Genomic DNA, 14,314 nt, shown 5'->3' with positions numbered 1-14,314 from the left:
GCGGCCGGTCAGTCCTGCTCGCGGGAGCCGCGGCCGGGCGCGGTGGGGACGTTGAGCTCGAACACGACGCCGAACATCCGGATCGCGAAGCACACCGGCGCGGCCACCCCCGCCACGACCAGCGGCCCCAGGTCGAGGTGCGCGGCGCCCACCGCGATCCCGGCCCCGACCAGCGCGGGCACCGCGTACAGGTCGCTGACCAGCACGGTCGGCACCTTCCGCAGCATCACGTCGCGCAGCGTGCCGCCGCCGACGGCGGTGAGGCCGCCGAGCAGCACCGCTTGCACTCCGCCGAGCCCGAACTCCAGCGCCTTCGTCGCCCCGGTCACGCAGAACACGCTGAGCCCGATCGCGTCGAACACCACGATGAGCAGGGTGAACCGCTCCAGCGGCAGGCTCAGGAAGAAGGCCACCAGCGCGCCCGCCGCGGCCGCACCCAGGTACGCGAGGTCGCTGAACGTGGCGGGCGGCAACGACTGGATGAGCACGTCGCGCAGGATCCCGCCGCCCAGCGCGGTCATCATCCCCAGCGTCAGCACCCCCACCAGGTCCAACCGCACGGCCCGCACCGCGGTGAGCGCCCCGTTGAGGCCGAACGCGAACGTCCCGACCAGGTCCAGCACCAGCAGCAGCTGCGACGACTCCGCCATCCCAGCAGTGTGCAACCGGGTGCCGCGCCACGGGCACCGGGTGCGCTAGAGCTCGGTGCTCTTGGTGGCGTTGCCGTGGGCGAGGTGGACCGGGTAGCGGGACTCGTTGCGGTCGATCTTGTCGTGCGCGGCCCGGACGAGGTCGATGCCGGTGGCTTCGGCGAACTGCACCAGGTACAGCAGGACGTCGGCGGCTTCGTCGGCGAGCCGCCCGGTCAGCTCGCCGTTCGCGAGCCCGTCGGCGACGGCGGTGTCGTCGAGCCACTGGAGTTCGGCGATCAGCTCCCCCGCTTCGCCGCTGAGGGCCATCGCGAGGTTCTTCGGGGTGTGGAACCGGCCCCAGTCCCGCGCTTCGGCGAAGCCGCGCAGCCGGGACCGGAGCTCTGCGATGCTGTCCATGCGGTCACGGTAGCGGCGGGCGCGATCAGCTCCGCGGGGCGCTCCCGGCGAACTGCATGGCCTTGTACGGCCAGTTCCGCTCGGTGTTCCACTGGCTCACCACGAGGTGCAGGTCGTCGAGCGTGGAGCCGGGCACGATGTAGCCGCCGTAGAGCTGCGCGACCTGCCCGCTGGAGTGGTCCTCACCGGGCCAGGACGAGCCGTGCACGGCGGTCGCGCGCGGCGCCTCGTACAGGTTCGCGGTGGGCACGTCCAGGTTCAGCACGTCGATCCGGTAGTCGCCCGCGTTGAACAGCGACAGCAGCCACCGGCCGCCGACCGGCCGCAGGCACAGCTCGCCGTAGGCACCGGTGAGCGCGATCGTCGGCGGGTTGCCCCACGCCCACCGGCCGTCGCGGAACCCCCAGCCCTCCCAGGCACCGGGATCGGTGATCCGGTCGGCGGGCACCCGGTGCAGCAGCAGGCCCTGGTCGCGGCGGAAACCGGTGGTGAACGCGTACGCGTAACCGTCGTCGCCGAGCCCCCAGGTCAGCATCTGGAACAGTCCGCCGTGCAGGTCGCCGGGCCAGGTGGTGCCGGTGTGCTGCCAGGTCTCGCCGTTGTCGGTGGAGCCGTGCACCTCGGTCCAGTGCACGTTGCCGATCCCCTCGCACACCATGACGTGCAGGTACATCACGTCCCCGACGGTGATCAGGTCGGTGGGGATGACGGTGCTGACGCGCCGCCCCTGGATCACGGAGTCGTGCTGGTACGGCAGCGCTTGCCCGGCGTAGGAGTCGGGCCCGGCGGAGCCGGTCCAGCCGATGCCCGCGGTGGCGGTGCCCGGATCGGCGAACAGGACCACCGGGGAGCGCCAGCCGGGACCGCCGACGCCGGCGCGTTCGAAGGTGTCGCCGAAGACCGACACGATCCGCCCGTCCGGTGCCTGCGCCATCACCCCCAGGTCGGTGCCGCCGATGCCGAACCGGTCCGTCACGCCCGGTCCGGTCAAGTCCTTCACCTTGCGCACCCGCTGGCCGTCCTCTCGGTCCCGCACCGGCCGGTCCGGTGCCGTCACCCGACTGTAGGTGCGCGGGCCCCGGTGATCGCACGCCGGGCGCGGCGCTAATCGGGGTTCGCCGCGTCGGCCGCGGGCTCGGCACCGGCCTGCGCCGGCCACTCGGCACCCGGCTCCGCCGGTGGTTCGGCGCCCTCCGCCTCCGGTTCGGCACCCGGCTCCGGCGGCGGTTCGGCGAGCGCCCGGATGCCCGCGTTGAGTAGCGCGATGACCGGTACCGAGAACACCGCGCCCGCCACTCCCGCGCCGAGGAACCCGGCGGTCACGCCGAGGACGATCGCCAGCGGGTGCAGCCGCACCGCGTGCCCGAGGATCAGCGGCTGCAGCACGTGCCCCTCCAGCTGCATGACGCCGACGACCACCGCGAGCACGATGATCGCGGGCAGCGGCCCGGTCGTGACCAGCGCCATGAGCACCGCGATCGAGCCGGTGATCATCGCGCCGACGTAGGGCACGAACGCGCCGAGGAACACCAGCGCGGCCAGCGCCGCCGACAGCGGTACTCCGACGAGAGCGCAGCCGACGCCGATGCCCACCGCGTCCATCAGCGCCACGGCCGCGCTCGCCCGCACGTAGGCGACCAGCGAGTGGAACGCGTGCTGCCCGGCCACGTCCACCCGGTCCCGCACGTGGGCGGGCACGGCGACCCGCAGCGCGAACCGCCAGATCCGGCCGCCGTCGCGCAGGAAGAAGATCAGCGTGAACAGCGCCAGCAGCAGTCCGCTGCCGACGCTGAGCACGGTCGTCGCGGTGCTCACCGCCCCGGCGGTGCCCCCGCTCTGGCTGGTGCGCAGGTAGTCGGTGATGCGCTGCACCCAGTCGTCCAGCTGCCCCTGGCTGAGCCGCAGCGGCCCGGTGCGCAGCCAGTGGTGGACGCCCTCCACGGTCTGGGCGGCCTGCGCCTGCAACCCGGGCAGCCCGTTGATCACGGTGATGACCACGAGCGCGAGCACCCCGCCCACCACCACGAGCCCGAGCAGCAGCGCCAACACGGTCGCGGCGGTGCGCGGCACTCCCCAGCGGGTGAGCCGGTCGACCAGCGGCGCCAGCAGCGCGGCCAGTAGCAACGCCACGCCGAGCGCGATCACCAGCTCCGCGAGCACCGACGCGATCCGCCCCAGCACGAACAGCACCGCCGCGATCGCGAGCAGCCGCCAGCTGACGGCGCCCGCGACGCGCAGTCCGCGCGGCACGTCGGGTGCCTCCCGTTGTTCCACACCGCACGTGATCGCCCGAACCGGTCGGGATTAAACGTGGCCCGGCCGGGCTCGGGCGTGTCGGCGGTGGCTGGTAGGAGTTCTCCGACGTGGGACGAGCGGCCAGTGGGCCGGGTGGGAGCGAAACGATGCCGTTCGCCGACGAGCTGGTGGGCGCCGACGTGGCGCGGGACCTGGCGCGGGTGTTCGAGGGAGCGACCGGCGCACCGCCGCACGCGGTGCGGGCCGCGGCGGCGCGGCTGGGCCCGCTGGGCCTGCGGCAGCGCTGCGACCTGCTGCGGGACGCGCTGCTGGCGGACGTGCCCGGTGACACCGCGGCCCTGCTGGCGGCGGTGCGGGCGGCGCGCACCTCGCCCGGGTTCGCGGGCTGGCTGGTGTGGCCGGTGACCGAGGCCGTGGTCTCCCGCGCCGTGGCGGAGGGCACCGGCACGGCGTTCGACGCGGCGCTGGACTCGCTGGCGGAGCTGACCCCGCTGCTGAGCTCCGAGTTCGCGCTCCGCGGCCTGCTGGAGCAGGACCTGCACCGCGCGCTGGGCCGGATCCGGGAGTGGACGGCTTCCCCCGACGAGCACGTGCGGCGGCTCGCGTCCGAGGGCACCCGGCCGTACCTGCCGTGGGCGAAGCGGGTGCGGGCGCTGCTGGCCGAACCGACCGCCACGGTGCCGATCATCGACGCGCTGCACGGCGACACCAGCGACTACGTGCGCCGCTCGGCCGCCAACCACCTCAACGACCTCAGCCGGGACCACCCGGAGCTGGTCGTGCAGACCGCAGCGCGCTGGCTCGGCGAGCCGGGCGAGCACACCTCGCGGGTGGCGCGGCACGGGCTGCGGACGCTGGTCAAGCAGGGCCACCCGGAGGCGCTGGCGCTGCTCGGCTACTCCCCCGCCCCGCAGGTTCGGGTCGGGGAACTGGCGCTCGACGCGGGCAGCGTCGCCATCGGCGGGGCGCTGGAGTTCCGCAGCACCCTGGTCAACACCGGTGCCGAACCGGTCGCGCTCGCCGTCGACTACCTGGTGCACCACCGGAAGGCGAACGGCGGGCGGACCGCCAAGACCTTCAAGCTCACCACCCGGACGCTCGAACCGGGCGGCACCTGGGAGCTGGCCAAGCGCCACTCGTTCCGGGAGATCACCACCCGCCGCTACCACCCGGGCGGGCACGCGGTGGAGCTCCAGGTCAACGGGGTGGTCCGCACCCGCGCCGAGTTCACGCTGACCGCCGCCCGCTGAGCCGTGCCGCCGCGAGATCGTCGGTGGCGTCTGGTTCCATCGGAAGCGGATGATCATTCGCGGAGCTGGAGGTGCGGTGGTGCGGGAGGCGACCGGGGGTTCGGTGGCGCGCTGGGTCGAGGTGTACCTGGAGCACCTGCAGGCCAGGAAGCTCGCCGCGAACTCGCTGCGCGCCTACCGGCTGGACCTGGGTTCGGTGGGCGCGGCGCTGGCCGAGATCACCGGCACCCGCGTCGCGGAGCTGCCGGTGGCGGAGGTGACCGCCACCGAGCTGCGCTCCGCGTTCGCCCGGCACGCCGCGGCCCGCTCGGCATCCTCGGTGACCCGCGCCTGGTCCACCTGGAACGGGTTCTTCGGCTTCCTGGTGGTGGAGGGCGCCGTCGGCGGCAACCCCATGCAGGTGGTGCCGAAACCGCGCAGCGCGCCGCCGACGCCGAAACCGCTGCAGGGCGAGGACACCCCGGAACGCCTGCTGCGCCTGGTCGCCGAAGGCGGGCGCCGGGCCCGGAACCCGTGGCCGGAGCGGGACCTGGCGGTGCTGGCGGTGCTGCTGTGCACGGGGGTGCGCTCGGCGGAGCTGCTGGACCTCACGGTCGCGTCGCTGGCCGGGCGTCCCGGTGACCGGCGGCTGCACGTGCGCGGGAAGGGCGGCAAGAACCGGTCCATCCCCATCGAGGGCGCGCTGGACGAGGTCGTCGGCGCCTACCTGAGCTCGCGGCGGGTGCGGTTCGGCGACCGGCTGCCCGGTGCCGAGCCGCTGTTCGTGGACCACCGCGGCGAGCCGCTGCGCCGCGGCGGGTTGCAGTACCTGGTGCGCCAGTCGCTGCGCGCGGCCGGGATCTCGGACCGGGTGCAGCGCGGCGCGATGGTGCACGCGCTGCGGCACACGTTCGCGACGCGGCTGGCCGAGGACGGGGCGAACGCGGCGGAGATCGCGAAGCTGCTCGGCCACGCGTCGATCAACTCCAGCCAGACCTACATCGACGTGACCGCCCGCGAGCAGCGGATGTCGGTGCGCGCCAACCGGACCCACCAGGTCCTCACCGACCTCGCCCCGCGCCGCGCGCCCCGCTGACCGGGGCGCACGGCCGGTCACCCGGTCGAGGCGGGCGCCGCACCCCACGCTCCGGTGTCGGTGGTGAGGCCGAGGACCGCGCCCCGCGGGTCGGCGATCAGCACGACCTCGTCGAGCACCGGGTGCCGCACTTCGGCGACGACGCGGCCGCCGCCGACGACGGCGCGGTCCGCGGCCTCCCGCACGTTCTCGGTGGCGAAGTGGCACACCCAGTCCCAGCGCCCGTCCAGCCGCGCGGCCGAACGCGCCGCCAGCGGGCGGTCCCCGGCGAGGTAGCGGTCGCCGTCGACGGCCCAGCCCAGCGTGGACGCCCAGAACTCGTCGGAGCGCTGCTGCTCGGCGCTGTGCAGGTCCACCCAGCGGGGTTCGCCGCGGCGCGGGCCGGGCGCCCACGGGCCGTGCTGCGCCCGACCGGTCACCATCCGCGCGGTCACCTCGTCGGGCCCGACGAGGTCGCCGTCGTGGCGGGCTCCGGCGAAGACCACGTACCAACCGGGCCGCACACCGTGCGTGGCGGGCCGCAGCGAGGCGCAGTGCCGCTGCCCGATCCAGCACTCGAACCCGCCCGCCACCGAGTCCCACACCCGCCAGCCCAGCAGGTCCTGGTGGAACAGCGCCGCGCCTTCCGGGTCGGTGGTGATCAGTTCGATGCGACGCAGACCGCGCACGGCGGTGGGCTGGGGCACAGCGGGGTCGTCCTTCGGGATCGAGCAAGAGCCAGGGTCCCATACTGTCCCCCGAACGTGGAACGAACAATGCTCCATTCGGAGGTACGACCGGGCGTTCGCGGCCACGCCGACCACGCTCCGCAATCACCGTCCGGCGGCGTAACCCTGCATGCCGCGTGGATTGGCCGCCGCGGAGAGCACCCCCGTCTCCGGGTCGCGGGCCACCGCGCTGAGCCTGCCCTCCGACCACGGCTCCCCCACGGTCACGTCGTGCCCGCGCCTGCGCAGATCGGCGATGGCCGAGTAGCCGATGCGCGACTCCACGGTGACCGAGCCCGGCCGCATCGCCCGCGGGTAGAAGGAGCCGGGGAAGCTCTCGGTGTGCCAGTTCGGCGCGTCGATCGCGCCCTGCAGGTCCAAGCCGCCGCGGACCGGTTCGCGCAGCGCCACCGACAGGAAGAAGTGCGTGCTCCACTGGTCCTGCTGGTCCCCGCCGGGCGTGCCGAACGCGAGCACCGCCTCCCCGCCGCGCAGCGCCAGCGACGGGGTCAGCGTGGTGCGCGGCCGCCTGCCGGGCGCCAGCGAGTTCGGCAGGCCGGGCTCCAGCCAGGCCATCTGCAGGCGGGTGCCGAGGGGGAAGCCGAGCTCGCCGATGACCGGGTTGGAGTGCAGCCAGCCGCCGCTGGGCGTCGCGGCGATCATGTTGCCCCAGCGGTCGACCACGTCGAGGTGGCAGGTGTCGCCGCGGGTCTCGCCGTCGCGGGCCACGGTGGGTTCGCCGGCCCCGGCGGGGGCGACCAGGTCCAGCGGGCCGTCCTGCACCCGTTGGACGTGCGCGCTGAGCCGGGGCGTGCGACCACCGGGGCTGCCGGGCCGCAACTCGTGCGAGGCGCGGTCGCTGATCAGCGCGCGGCGCCGCGCGTTGTAGTCGGGGTCGAGCAGTTCGGCGACGGTGACGTCGGTGCCGTCGCCGTACCAGGCCTCCCGGTCGGCCATCGCGAGCTTCGTGCCTTCGACGAGGGTGTGCAGGTAGTCGGCGGTGCCGAGGTCGAGCGAGTCGGGCAGCAGCGCGAGCTGCTGCAGCAGCACCGGCCCCTGGCTCCACAGCCCGGCCTTGCACACCGTCCAGCCGTTCCACTCGTGGCGGGCGGGTTCCTCGTAGGTGGCGCTGAACCGGGCGAGGTCCTCGCCGGTGAGGGTGCCCGCGTGCCGCTCCCCCGAACTGTCCATCGTGGACTCGGCGGCGGCCGCGGCGAGCTCCTCGGCGATGAAGCCCTCGCGCCACACCCGGCGGGCGGCGTCGATCCGCGCCTCCCGGGACGGTCCGGTGGCCTCGGCCAGCACGCGGCGCCAGGTGCGGGCCAGGGCCGGGTTGCGCAACAGCGCTCCCGGTGCGGGCGGGCGGCCGCCGGGCAGGTAGAGCTCGGCGGAGCTGGGCCACTCGGCGCGGAACAGGTCCTGCACGGTGCGCACGGTCCGCCCGATGCGCTCGACCGCCGGATGCCCGTTCTCGGCGTAGCCGATCGCGCGGTCGAGCACGTCGGCGAGCTCCTTCGTGCCGTGGTCGCGCAGCAGCAGCAACCACGCGTCGAACGCGCCCGGCACCGCGGCGGCCAGCGGACCGGTCCCCGGCACCAGCTCCAGGCCGAGGTCCCGGTAGTGCTCCACGGTCGCGCCCGCGGGAGCGGGGCCCTGCCCGCACAGCACCACCGGCTCCCGGCCCGCGGGGGCGAAGATGATCGGCACCTCACCGGCCGGCCCGTTCAGGTGCGGTTCGACGACGTGCAGGACGAACCCGGCCGCCACCGCCGCGTCGAAGGCGTTGCCGTCGTCCTCCAGCACGGCCATCGCCGCCGCGGACGCCAGCCAGTGCGTCGAGGACGCCATGCCGTGCGTGCCCTGCAGGGTCGGTCGGGTGGTGAACAACTCGGTCCCTCCGCCGGTCGGGTTCGCACAGTCAACACCACCGAACGGCGTAGATCCAAGACTCCGCAGCGGGCTCGACCGCGCGGTGAACCGCCCCGGAACGGGTGCGGCCGAGCGCTTCGGCGGGGCCGGCGCTGGTGGTACCGGTTCCACCGCGGATCGCGGCGCCGCCGTGCCGCCGACGGCCGCGGGCTGCCGGGCGATTCGCGGCGGGCGCGGCGCCGCCGGTGCCGACCGGTTCACGGGTTCAGGGGCCGAGCGGGTGGTCCCGGGCGGCCCGCGCAGCTCGGCCGCGCCCCTTTTCAGCGCGGGCGGCCCGCGAGGCGGGCGCTGACGCCCGGGCACTGCCGCCGGGTGGTGTCGAGGAATTCGGCGAGCACCGGGGAGCGGTCCGCGCCCCGGAAGGACATGACGAGCTCGGGCAGGTCGATGCGCGGGCGCACCTCGCAGATCCAGGTGTCGGGGCGCGCGGCGACGCGCAGGCAGGCCGGCGCCAGTCCCACGCCGATGCCGCAGGCGGCGAGCCCGAGGATGGTGTGCACGTCGCGGGCTTCGACGGCGCGGTCCAGCGCGGCCGGGTCGAGCACCTCGCGCAGCGCGGTGCGCAACGCCGGTTCCTGGTCGGCGGGGGCGACGACGAGCTGCTGGTCCCGCAGCTGCTCCGCCCGCACCGAGCGCTGCCCGGCATAAGGGTGGCCGGTGCCGACGACGGCGACGAGCCGGTCGGTGCCGACGGTGACGGAGGTCAGGTCCTCCGCGCCCGCGCCGCGGGGTGCGCCGCGGCCGATGGCGACGTCGAGCTCGCCGTCGAGCAGGGCGGCGGCGCTGCGCGCGGTGGACATCTCGTGCAGCCGCAGCCGCACGTCCGGGTGCTCGCGGCCGAAGCGCCCGAGCAGCGGCGGCAGCAGTTCCAGCAGCGCCGAGCCGATGAACCCGAGGCGCAGCCTGCCGGTCTCGCCGCGCGCCGCCCGTCCCGCGTCGAGCGCGGCGCCCGCCATCTCGGCCAGCGCGGCCCGCGCCCGTTCCAGGAACGCCTCCCCCGCGGCGGTGGGGAACACGCCACCGGGGGTGCGGTCGAACAGCCGGGCGCCGATCTCCCGCTCCAGCGCGGCGATCTGCTTGGACAGCGGGGGCTGGGCGATGCCGACGGCGGCCGCGGCCCGGCCGAAGTGCCGGTGTTCGGCGAGGGCGAGCGCGTAGCGCAGGTGCCGTGCTTCCACCTGCCCAGCCTAGCGCCGCGATACCTGCGAGATATCGGGATCGTGCTCGTCAGATATGCGGGTGGATCACCGCGGTCCGCCGGGGTGGACTCGGGAGCGACCCCGATCCCGGACGACGGAGGACCCCGTGCCCGATGAATCCGCTGTGGACACCGTGTTCGTGCTCGTGCACGGAGCCTGGCACTCCTCCGCGCAATGGGCGGCGACGCAGCGGGCGCTGGCGGCGCGCGGCGCGGCGAGCACCGCGGTCGACCTGCCCGGCCACGGCTTCGACGCGCCGCTGCCGACCGGTTACCTGCTGCCGGGCCAGCCGGGACTGGCCGAGGAGGAGTCCGCGTTGGCCGGGCTGACCCTGGACGACTGCGCCGCGTCGCTGGTGACCGCGCTGCGCGAGGTCCGCCGCTGGCCCCGGGTGGTCCTCGTCGCGCACAGCGCCGGTGGTGGACCGGCCTCGCTGGCCGCCGAGCTGGCGCCCGACCTGGTGGACCGGTTGGTGTACCTGTCGGCGTTCGTGCCCGCGGGACGGCCGCGGTTCGCCGACTACGTCGCCGCCCCGGAGAACGCGGACGCGCTCGGCGCCGGGCTGCACGTGGGCGACCCGGCGCGGCTGGGCGCGGCGCGGATCAACCCGGCCTCGCCGGACCCGGAGTACGTGGAGCTGCTGCGGCGGACGCACTACGGCGACGTCCCGGCGGCGGAGTTCGACCGGTGGCGGCTGGCGCTGAGCCCGGACCTGCCGACCGCGATCCCGCGCACCCCCGTCGCGCTGACCGAGCAGCGCTGGGGCGGCATCCCGCGTTCGTTCGTCCGCTTGGGCGCCGACCGCGCGCTCACCCCCGCCGCGCAGGACCTGATGGTCGCCGAGGCGGACGCGGCGATGCCGCGGAACCCGTTCACCGCGCACCACCTGCCCGGCTCGCACACGCCGTTCGCCACCCGGCCGCGGGAGCTCGCCGCGACCCTGCTGTCCACACTGGACTGATCAGGCCTCCAGGGCCGCGATCCTGGTGTCGAGGTAGGCATCCCAGTCGGCGGCGCGGCTGCGCAGGTGCGGTTCGATCCGGTCGTCGGTGTGCACCATGAACCGGTTCGCCAGCACCGCGTCGGCCAGCAACTCGCCGACGGAGCCGGGTTGCCGCGCCTCGAACTCGGCACCGGGGCCGCGGGTCGCGGTCGGCGGCCCGAACGAGCGGATCGACCCGGCGATGCCGGTCACCACCGGCCCCGGGCACAGCACGGTCACCCCGATGCCCTGCGGCCGCAGGTACAGCGCGAGCCCTTCGGAGAGCTGGACCAGGGCGGCCTTCGACGCGGCGTAGGGCAACCGGTCGTAGGCGTAGCTGAACAGTCCGGCGAACGAGGCGGTGTTGACCAGGTGCCCCGATCCGCGCTCCAGCAGCAGCGGCAGGAAGACCGCGTTGCTGCGCACCACGGACAGCAGGTTGACGTCGAACACCCGCTGCCACTCCGCGACGGGGATGTGCTCGGGCAGCCCGCGGGTGAGGACCCCGGCGTTGTTCATCACCAGGTGGACGTCGCCGAACTCGGCGAGGGCGGCGTCGCGCACCCGCTCGAACTCGCCGTCCCGAGTCACGTCGCAGGTGACGGCGACGGCCGATCCGCCGTCGGCGCGGATCTCCGCGGCGGCGCGTTCGGCACCGGTTCCGTCGACGTCGGCGAGGACGATCCGCGCCCCGCGGCGGGAGAAGGACCCGGCCGCGGCACGTCCGATCCCGCTCGCCGCACCGGTGATCACCGCGACCGCATCGCGCATCGTGTCCACTGTGGTCTTCCCTCCCGCCGGTCCCGCCGAGCACGGGACGTCCTGCGGTTCTACCCCGGAACGGCCGCGCCGGGCGTCGCCCGGATGGACGCCGGCGAGGTCCGGACCACCGGATTCCTGTGACGCAGCGCACGTCCTCAGTGCGAAGCAGAATCTTGATCGGTTCCAGAAAGTTCTCCAGAATGCTGCACGTGCCGAGCGACACCAGGGACTACCGGCGCATGCTGCGCGAGGCGGAGCTGCGCGTGACCCGCCCCCGCGTGGCCGTGCTGGCCGCGGTGCACGACCGCCCGCACGCCGGTACCGAGTCCATCATCGACGCCGTGCGCGGCGAACTCCCCAAGGTCTCGCACCAGGCCGTCTACGACGTGCTGCGCGCGCTGACCGCCGCGGGGCTCGTGCGCCGCATCCAGCCGATGGGCTCCGTCGCCCGCTACGAGGCCAGGGTCGGCGACAACCACCACCACGTGGTGTGCCGGTCCTGCGGGGTCATCGCCGACGTCGACTGCGCCGCGGGCACCGCGCCCTGCCTGGCCGCCTCCCACTCCCACGGCTTCGAGATCGACGAGGCCGAGGTCATCTACTGGGGCCTGTGCCCCGGATGCGGCTCCACTTCGGATTCCGCCCGACACCACTGATCCCGAAAGGAATTCCCGGTGACCGACAGCGCTGACGCCGCGACCGGGGGCTGCCCCGTCGCGCACGGCATCCCCCACCCCACCCAGGGCAACGGCAACTCCACCTGGTGGCCGAACCGCCTCAACCTGAAGCTGCTCGCCAAGAACCCCGCGGTCGCGGACCCGATGGGCGAGGACTTCGACTACGCGGCCGAGTTCCGCACCCTCGACCTGCCCGCGGTGAAGCAGGACATCCAGGACGTCCTCACCACCTCGCAGGACTGGTGGCCCGCCGACTTCGGGCACTACGGCCCGCTGATGATCCGGATGGCCTGGCACAGCGCGGGCACCTACCGGGTCAGCGACGGCCGCGGTGGCGGCGGCGCCGGTCAGCAGCGGTTCGCGCCGCTGAACAGCTGGCCGGACAACGTCAGCCTGGACAAGGCCCGCCGCCTGCTGTGGCCGGTGAAGCAGAAGTACGGCCGCAAGCTGTCCTGGGCCGACCTGCTGATCCTCGCGGGCAACGTGGCGCTGGAATCCATGGGCTTCCCGACCTTCGGCTACGCCGGTGGCCGCGTCGACACCTGGGAGCCCGAGGACGACGTCTACTGGGGCGCCGAGACCACCTGGCTCGGCAGCGACAAGCGCATCTCCGGTGGCGAGCGGCGCGACCTCGAACAACCGCTGGGCGCCACCCACATGGGCCTGATCTACGTGAACCCGGAGGGTCCCGAGGGCGAGCCGGACCCGATCGCCGCCGCCCGCGACATCCGCGAGACCTTCGGCCGGATGGCGATGAACGACGAGGAGACCGTCGCCCTCATCGCCGGTGGTCACACCTTCGGCAAGACCCACGGCGCCGCCCCCGACTCGAACCTGGGGCCGAACCCGGAGGCCGCGCCGCTGGAGACCCAGGGCCTCGGCTGGACCAACGGCCACGGCACCGGCAAGGGCGCCGACACCATCACCAGCGGGCTGGAGGTCACCTGGACCTCCACCCCCACCCAGTGGGGCAACGGCTTCTTCGAGAACCTCTTCGGCTACGAGTGGGAGCTGTACCAGGGCCCCGGCGGCGGCTGGCAGTGGAGGCCGAAGGACGGCGGCGGCGAGGGCACCGTCCCCGACGCGCACGACGCGTCGAAGAAGATCGCGCCGAACATGCTCACCACCGACCTCTCGCTCAAGCTCGACCCGATCTACGAGCAGATCTCCCGCCGGTTCTGGCAGAACCCGCAGGAGTTCGCCGACGCGTTCGCCCGCGCCTGGTTCAAGCTGACCCACCGCGACATGGGCCCGGTCGACCGCTACCTCGGTCCGGAGGTCCCCGCCGAGGAGCTCATCTGGCAGGACCCGATCCCGAAGCCGGACCACGAGCCGGTCGGCGCCGCGGAGATCGCCGAGCTCAAGGAGCGCATCGCCGCCACCGGGCTCACCGTGCAGCAGCTCGTCGGCACCGCCTGGGCCGCGGCCTCCTCGTTCCGGGGCAGCGACAAGCGCGGCGGCGCCAACGGCGGCCGCATCCGGCTGGAGCCGCAGCGCAGCTGGGAGGTCAACAACCCCGACCAGCTCGCCACCGCGATCAGCGCGCTGGAAGGCGTCCAGGAGTCCTTCAACGCCGCGGGCGGCAAGCAGGTCTCCTTCGCCGACCTCGTGGTGCTCGCCGGCTCGGTCGGCGTCGAGCAGGCCGCGAAGGCCGCGGGCCACGATGTCGAGGTCCCGTTCACCCCGGGCCGCGGCGACGCCACCGCCGAGCAGACCGACGTCGAGTCCTTCTCGCACCTCGAACCGGCCGCCGACGGCTTCCGCAACTACGCGGGCAAGGGCGCCGCGCTGCCCGCCGAGTACCAGCTGGTCGACCGGGCGAACCTGCTCACCCTGAGCGCGCCCGAGATGACCGTGCTCGTCGGTGGCCTGCGCGCCCTCGACGCCAACTTCGACGGCTCGAAGCTGGGTGTGCTCACCGACCGGCCCGGGACGCTGAGCAACGACTTCTTCGTCAACCTGCTCGACATGCGCACGACGTGGAAGCCCGCCGACGAGGCATCGGAGACCTTCGAGGGCCGCAACGCCGCCGGTGAGCTCGTCTGGACCGGCAGCCGCGTCGACCTGGTCTTCGGTTCCAACTCGGAGCTGCGGGCCGTCGCCGAGGTCTACGCCGCCGACGACGCGGAGGAGAAGTTCGTCCGCGACTTCGTCGCCGCCTGGCACAAGGTGATGGAGCTCGACCGCTTCGACCTCGCCTGATCCCACGACCGTTCCACGACCGGCGAGCCCCCGTCCGCGCACCTGCGGGCGGGGGCTCGTCGCGTTGGCCCGTCCGCCGCACCGTCGGACGCCCCGGCTCGGCCAGGTGGCCGTGTTCCCGGCGCCCCCCCCCCCCCCCCCCCCCCCCGCGACCGCCGTCGTTGGGGACCGTGCCGGTGCCGTGGTCGAACGGGATGTCCGGCACCGGGGAGCTCAGGTAGCCGAC

Annotated in this window: 13 protein-coding genes; 5 read left to right on the top strand and 8 right to left on the bottom strand. The window is 74.3% G+C overall.

Annotated elements, in window-relative coordinates; genetic code table 11:
- Positions 1 to 8: 8 nt before the first annotated feature.
- The 4 genes from LCD33_RS21715 to LCD33_RS21700 are packed head-to-tail and all read right to left on the bottom strand — an operon-like array spanning position 9 to position 3,323.
- Positions 9 to 650 carry a trimeric intracellular cation channel family protein gene (locus LCD33_RS21715; protein ID WP_224961375.1) on the bottom strand — a complete coding sequence of 214 codons (642 nt, stop codon included), beginning with the start codon at positions 648 to 650 and terminating at the stop codon, positions 9 to 11.
- A 45-nt stretch (positions 651 to 695) separates the two neighbouring features.
- Positions 696 to 1,049 carry a MazG-like family protein gene (locus LCD33_RS21710; protein ID WP_224961377.1) on the bottom strand — a complete coding sequence of 118 codons (354 nt, stop codon included), beginning with the start codon at positions 1,047 to 1,049 and terminating at the stop codon, positions 696 to 698.
- 25 nt (positions 1,050 to 1,074) lie between these two features.
- Positions 1,075 to 2,106 (bottom strand): DUF4185 domain-containing protein, encoded by a 1,032-nt coding sequence (locus LCD33_RS21705; protein ID WP_224961379.1) that lies wholly within the window; start codon positions 2,104 to 2,106, stop codon positions 1,075 to 1,077.
- A 47-nt stretch (positions 2,107 to 2,153) separates the two neighbouring features.
- Positions 2,154 to 3,323: an AI-2E family transporter gene (locus LCD33_RS21700; protein WP_224978217.1), complete on the bottom strand. Its 1,170-nt coding sequence runs from the start codon at positions 3,321 to 3,323 to the stop codon at positions 2,154 to 2,156.
- A 128-nt stretch (positions 3,324 to 3,451) separates the two neighbouring features.
- On the opposite strand from LCD33_RS21700, the gene LCD33_RS21695 reads away from it, so the two are divergent.
- Both LCD33_RS21695 and LCD33_RS21690 read left to right on the top strand, forming a co-directional pair.
- The gene (locus LCD33_RS21695; protein ID WP_224961383.1) at positions 3,452 to 4,555 is read left to right on the top strand and encodes a DNA alkylation repair protein; all 1,104 of its coding nucleotides are present in this window, start codon (positions 3,452 to 3,454) and stop codon (positions 4,553 to 4,555) included.
- A gap of 49 nt (positions 4,556 to 4,604) precedes the next feature.
- Complete coding sequence (locus LCD33_RS21690) at positions 4,605 to 5,630, top strand: tyrosine-type recombinase/integrase (protein ID WP_224967430.1); 1,026 nt, start codon at positions 4,605 to 4,607, stop codon at positions 5,628 to 5,630.
- Positions 5,631 to 5,647: 17 nt separating this feature from the next.
- Here LCD33_RS21690 and LCD33_RS29470 read toward each other — a convergent pair whose 3' ends face one another.
- The 3 genes from LCD33_RS29470 to LCD33_RS21675 form a co-directional block, all read right to left on the bottom strand.
- On the bottom strand, positions 5,648 to 6,316 hold the full coding sequence (locus LCD33_RS29470) for a VOC family protein (protein WP_224978216.1): 669 nt from the start codon (positions 6,314 to 6,316) through the stop codon (positions 5,648 to 5,650).
- Between the two features lie 126 nt (positions 6,317 to 6,442).
- The gene (locus LCD33_RS21680) at positions 6,443 to 8,224 is read right to left on the bottom strand and encodes a gamma-glutamyltransferase family protein (protein WP_224978215.1); all 1,782 of its coding nucleotides are present in this window, start codon (positions 8,222 to 8,224) and stop codon (positions 6,443 to 6,445) included.
- A gap of 302 nt (positions 8,225 to 8,526) precedes the next feature.
- On the bottom strand, positions 8,527 to 9,444 hold the full coding sequence (locus LCD33_RS21675) for a LysR family transcriptional regulator (RefSeq protein WP_224960992.1): 918 nt from the start codon (positions 9,442 to 9,444) through the stop codon (positions 8,527 to 8,529).
- A 127-nt stretch (positions 9,445 to 9,571) separates the two neighbouring features.
- Here LCD33_RS21675 and LCD33_RS21670 point away from each other — a divergent pair, with 127 nt between their 5' ends.
- The gene (locus LCD33_RS21670) at positions 9,572 to 10,426 is read left to right on the top strand and encodes an alpha/beta hydrolase (RefSeq protein ID WP_224960993.1); all 855 of its coding nucleotides are present in this window, start codon (positions 9,572 to 9,574) and stop codon (positions 10,424 to 10,426) included.
- Here the strand turns inward: LCD33_RS21670 and LCD33_RS21665 are convergent, their stop codons facing one another.
- Positions 10,427 to 11,218: an SDR family oxidoreductase gene (locus tag LCD33_RS21665; protein ID WP_224978214.1), complete on the bottom strand. Its 792-nt coding sequence runs from the start codon at positions 11,216 to 11,218 to the stop codon at positions 10,427 to 10,429.
- Positions 11,219 to 11,448: 230 nt separating this feature from the next.
- Here LCD33_RS21665 and LCD33_RS21660 point away from each other — a divergent pair, with 230 nt between their 5' ends.
- Positions 11,449 to 11,865, top strand: coding sequence for a Fur family transcriptional regulator (locus LCD33_RS21660; RefSeq protein ID WP_304612911.1), 417 nt, complete (start codon positions 11,449 to 11,451; stop codon positions 11,863 to 11,865).
- An 18-nt stretch (positions 11,866 to 11,883) separates the two neighbouring features.
- Positions 11,884 to 14,088 carry a catalase/peroxidase HPI gene (gene katG / locus LCD33_RS21655; RefSeq protein WP_224967426.1) on the top strand — a complete coding sequence of 735 codons (2,205 nt, stop codon included), beginning with the start codon at positions 11,884 to 11,886 and terminating at the stop codon, positions 14,086 to 14,088.
- Positions 14,089 to 14,314: the final 226 nt, after the last annotated feature.

Source organism: Saccharopolyspora sp. 7B, assembly GCF_020177435.1.
Lineage (GTDB): Bacteria > Actinomycetota > Actinomycetes > Mycobacteriales > Pseudonocardiaceae > Saccharopolyspora_C > Saccharopolyspora_C gregorii.
The sequence above is the reverse complement of the archived record's forward strand: the minus strand, read 5'-3'. Positions and strand labels throughout refer to the sequence as shown.

What these genes read in the sequence shown, in the direction of transcription:
- LCD33_RS21715 (WP_224961375.1), bottom strand. Translation starts at nt 650, where the DNA reads ATGGCGGAGTCGTCGCAGCTGCTGCTGGTGCTGGACCTGGTCGGGACG.
- LCD33_RS21710 (WP_224961377.1), bottom strand. Translation starts at nt 1,049, where the DNA reads ATGGACAGCATCGCAGAGCTCCGGTCCCGGCTGCGCGGCTTCGCCGAA.
- LCD33_RS21695 (WP_224961383.1), top strand. Translation starts at nt 3,452, where the DNA reads ATGCCGTTCGCCGACGAGCTGGTGGGCGCCGACGTGGCGCGGGACCTG.
- LCD33_RS21690 (WP_224967430.1), top strand. Translation starts at nt 4,605, where the DNA reads ATGATCATTCGCGGAGCTGGAGGTGCGGTGGTGCGGGAGGCGACCGGG.
- LCD33_RS21665 (WP_224978214.1), bottom strand. Translation starts at nt 11,218, where the DNA reads ATGCGCGATGCGGTCGCGGTGATCACCGGTGCGGCGAGCGGGATCGGA.
- LCD33_RS21660 (WP_304612911.1), top strand. Translation starts at nt 11,449, where the DNA reads ATGCTGCGCGAGGCGGAGCTGCGCGTGACCCGCCCCCGCGTGGCCGTG.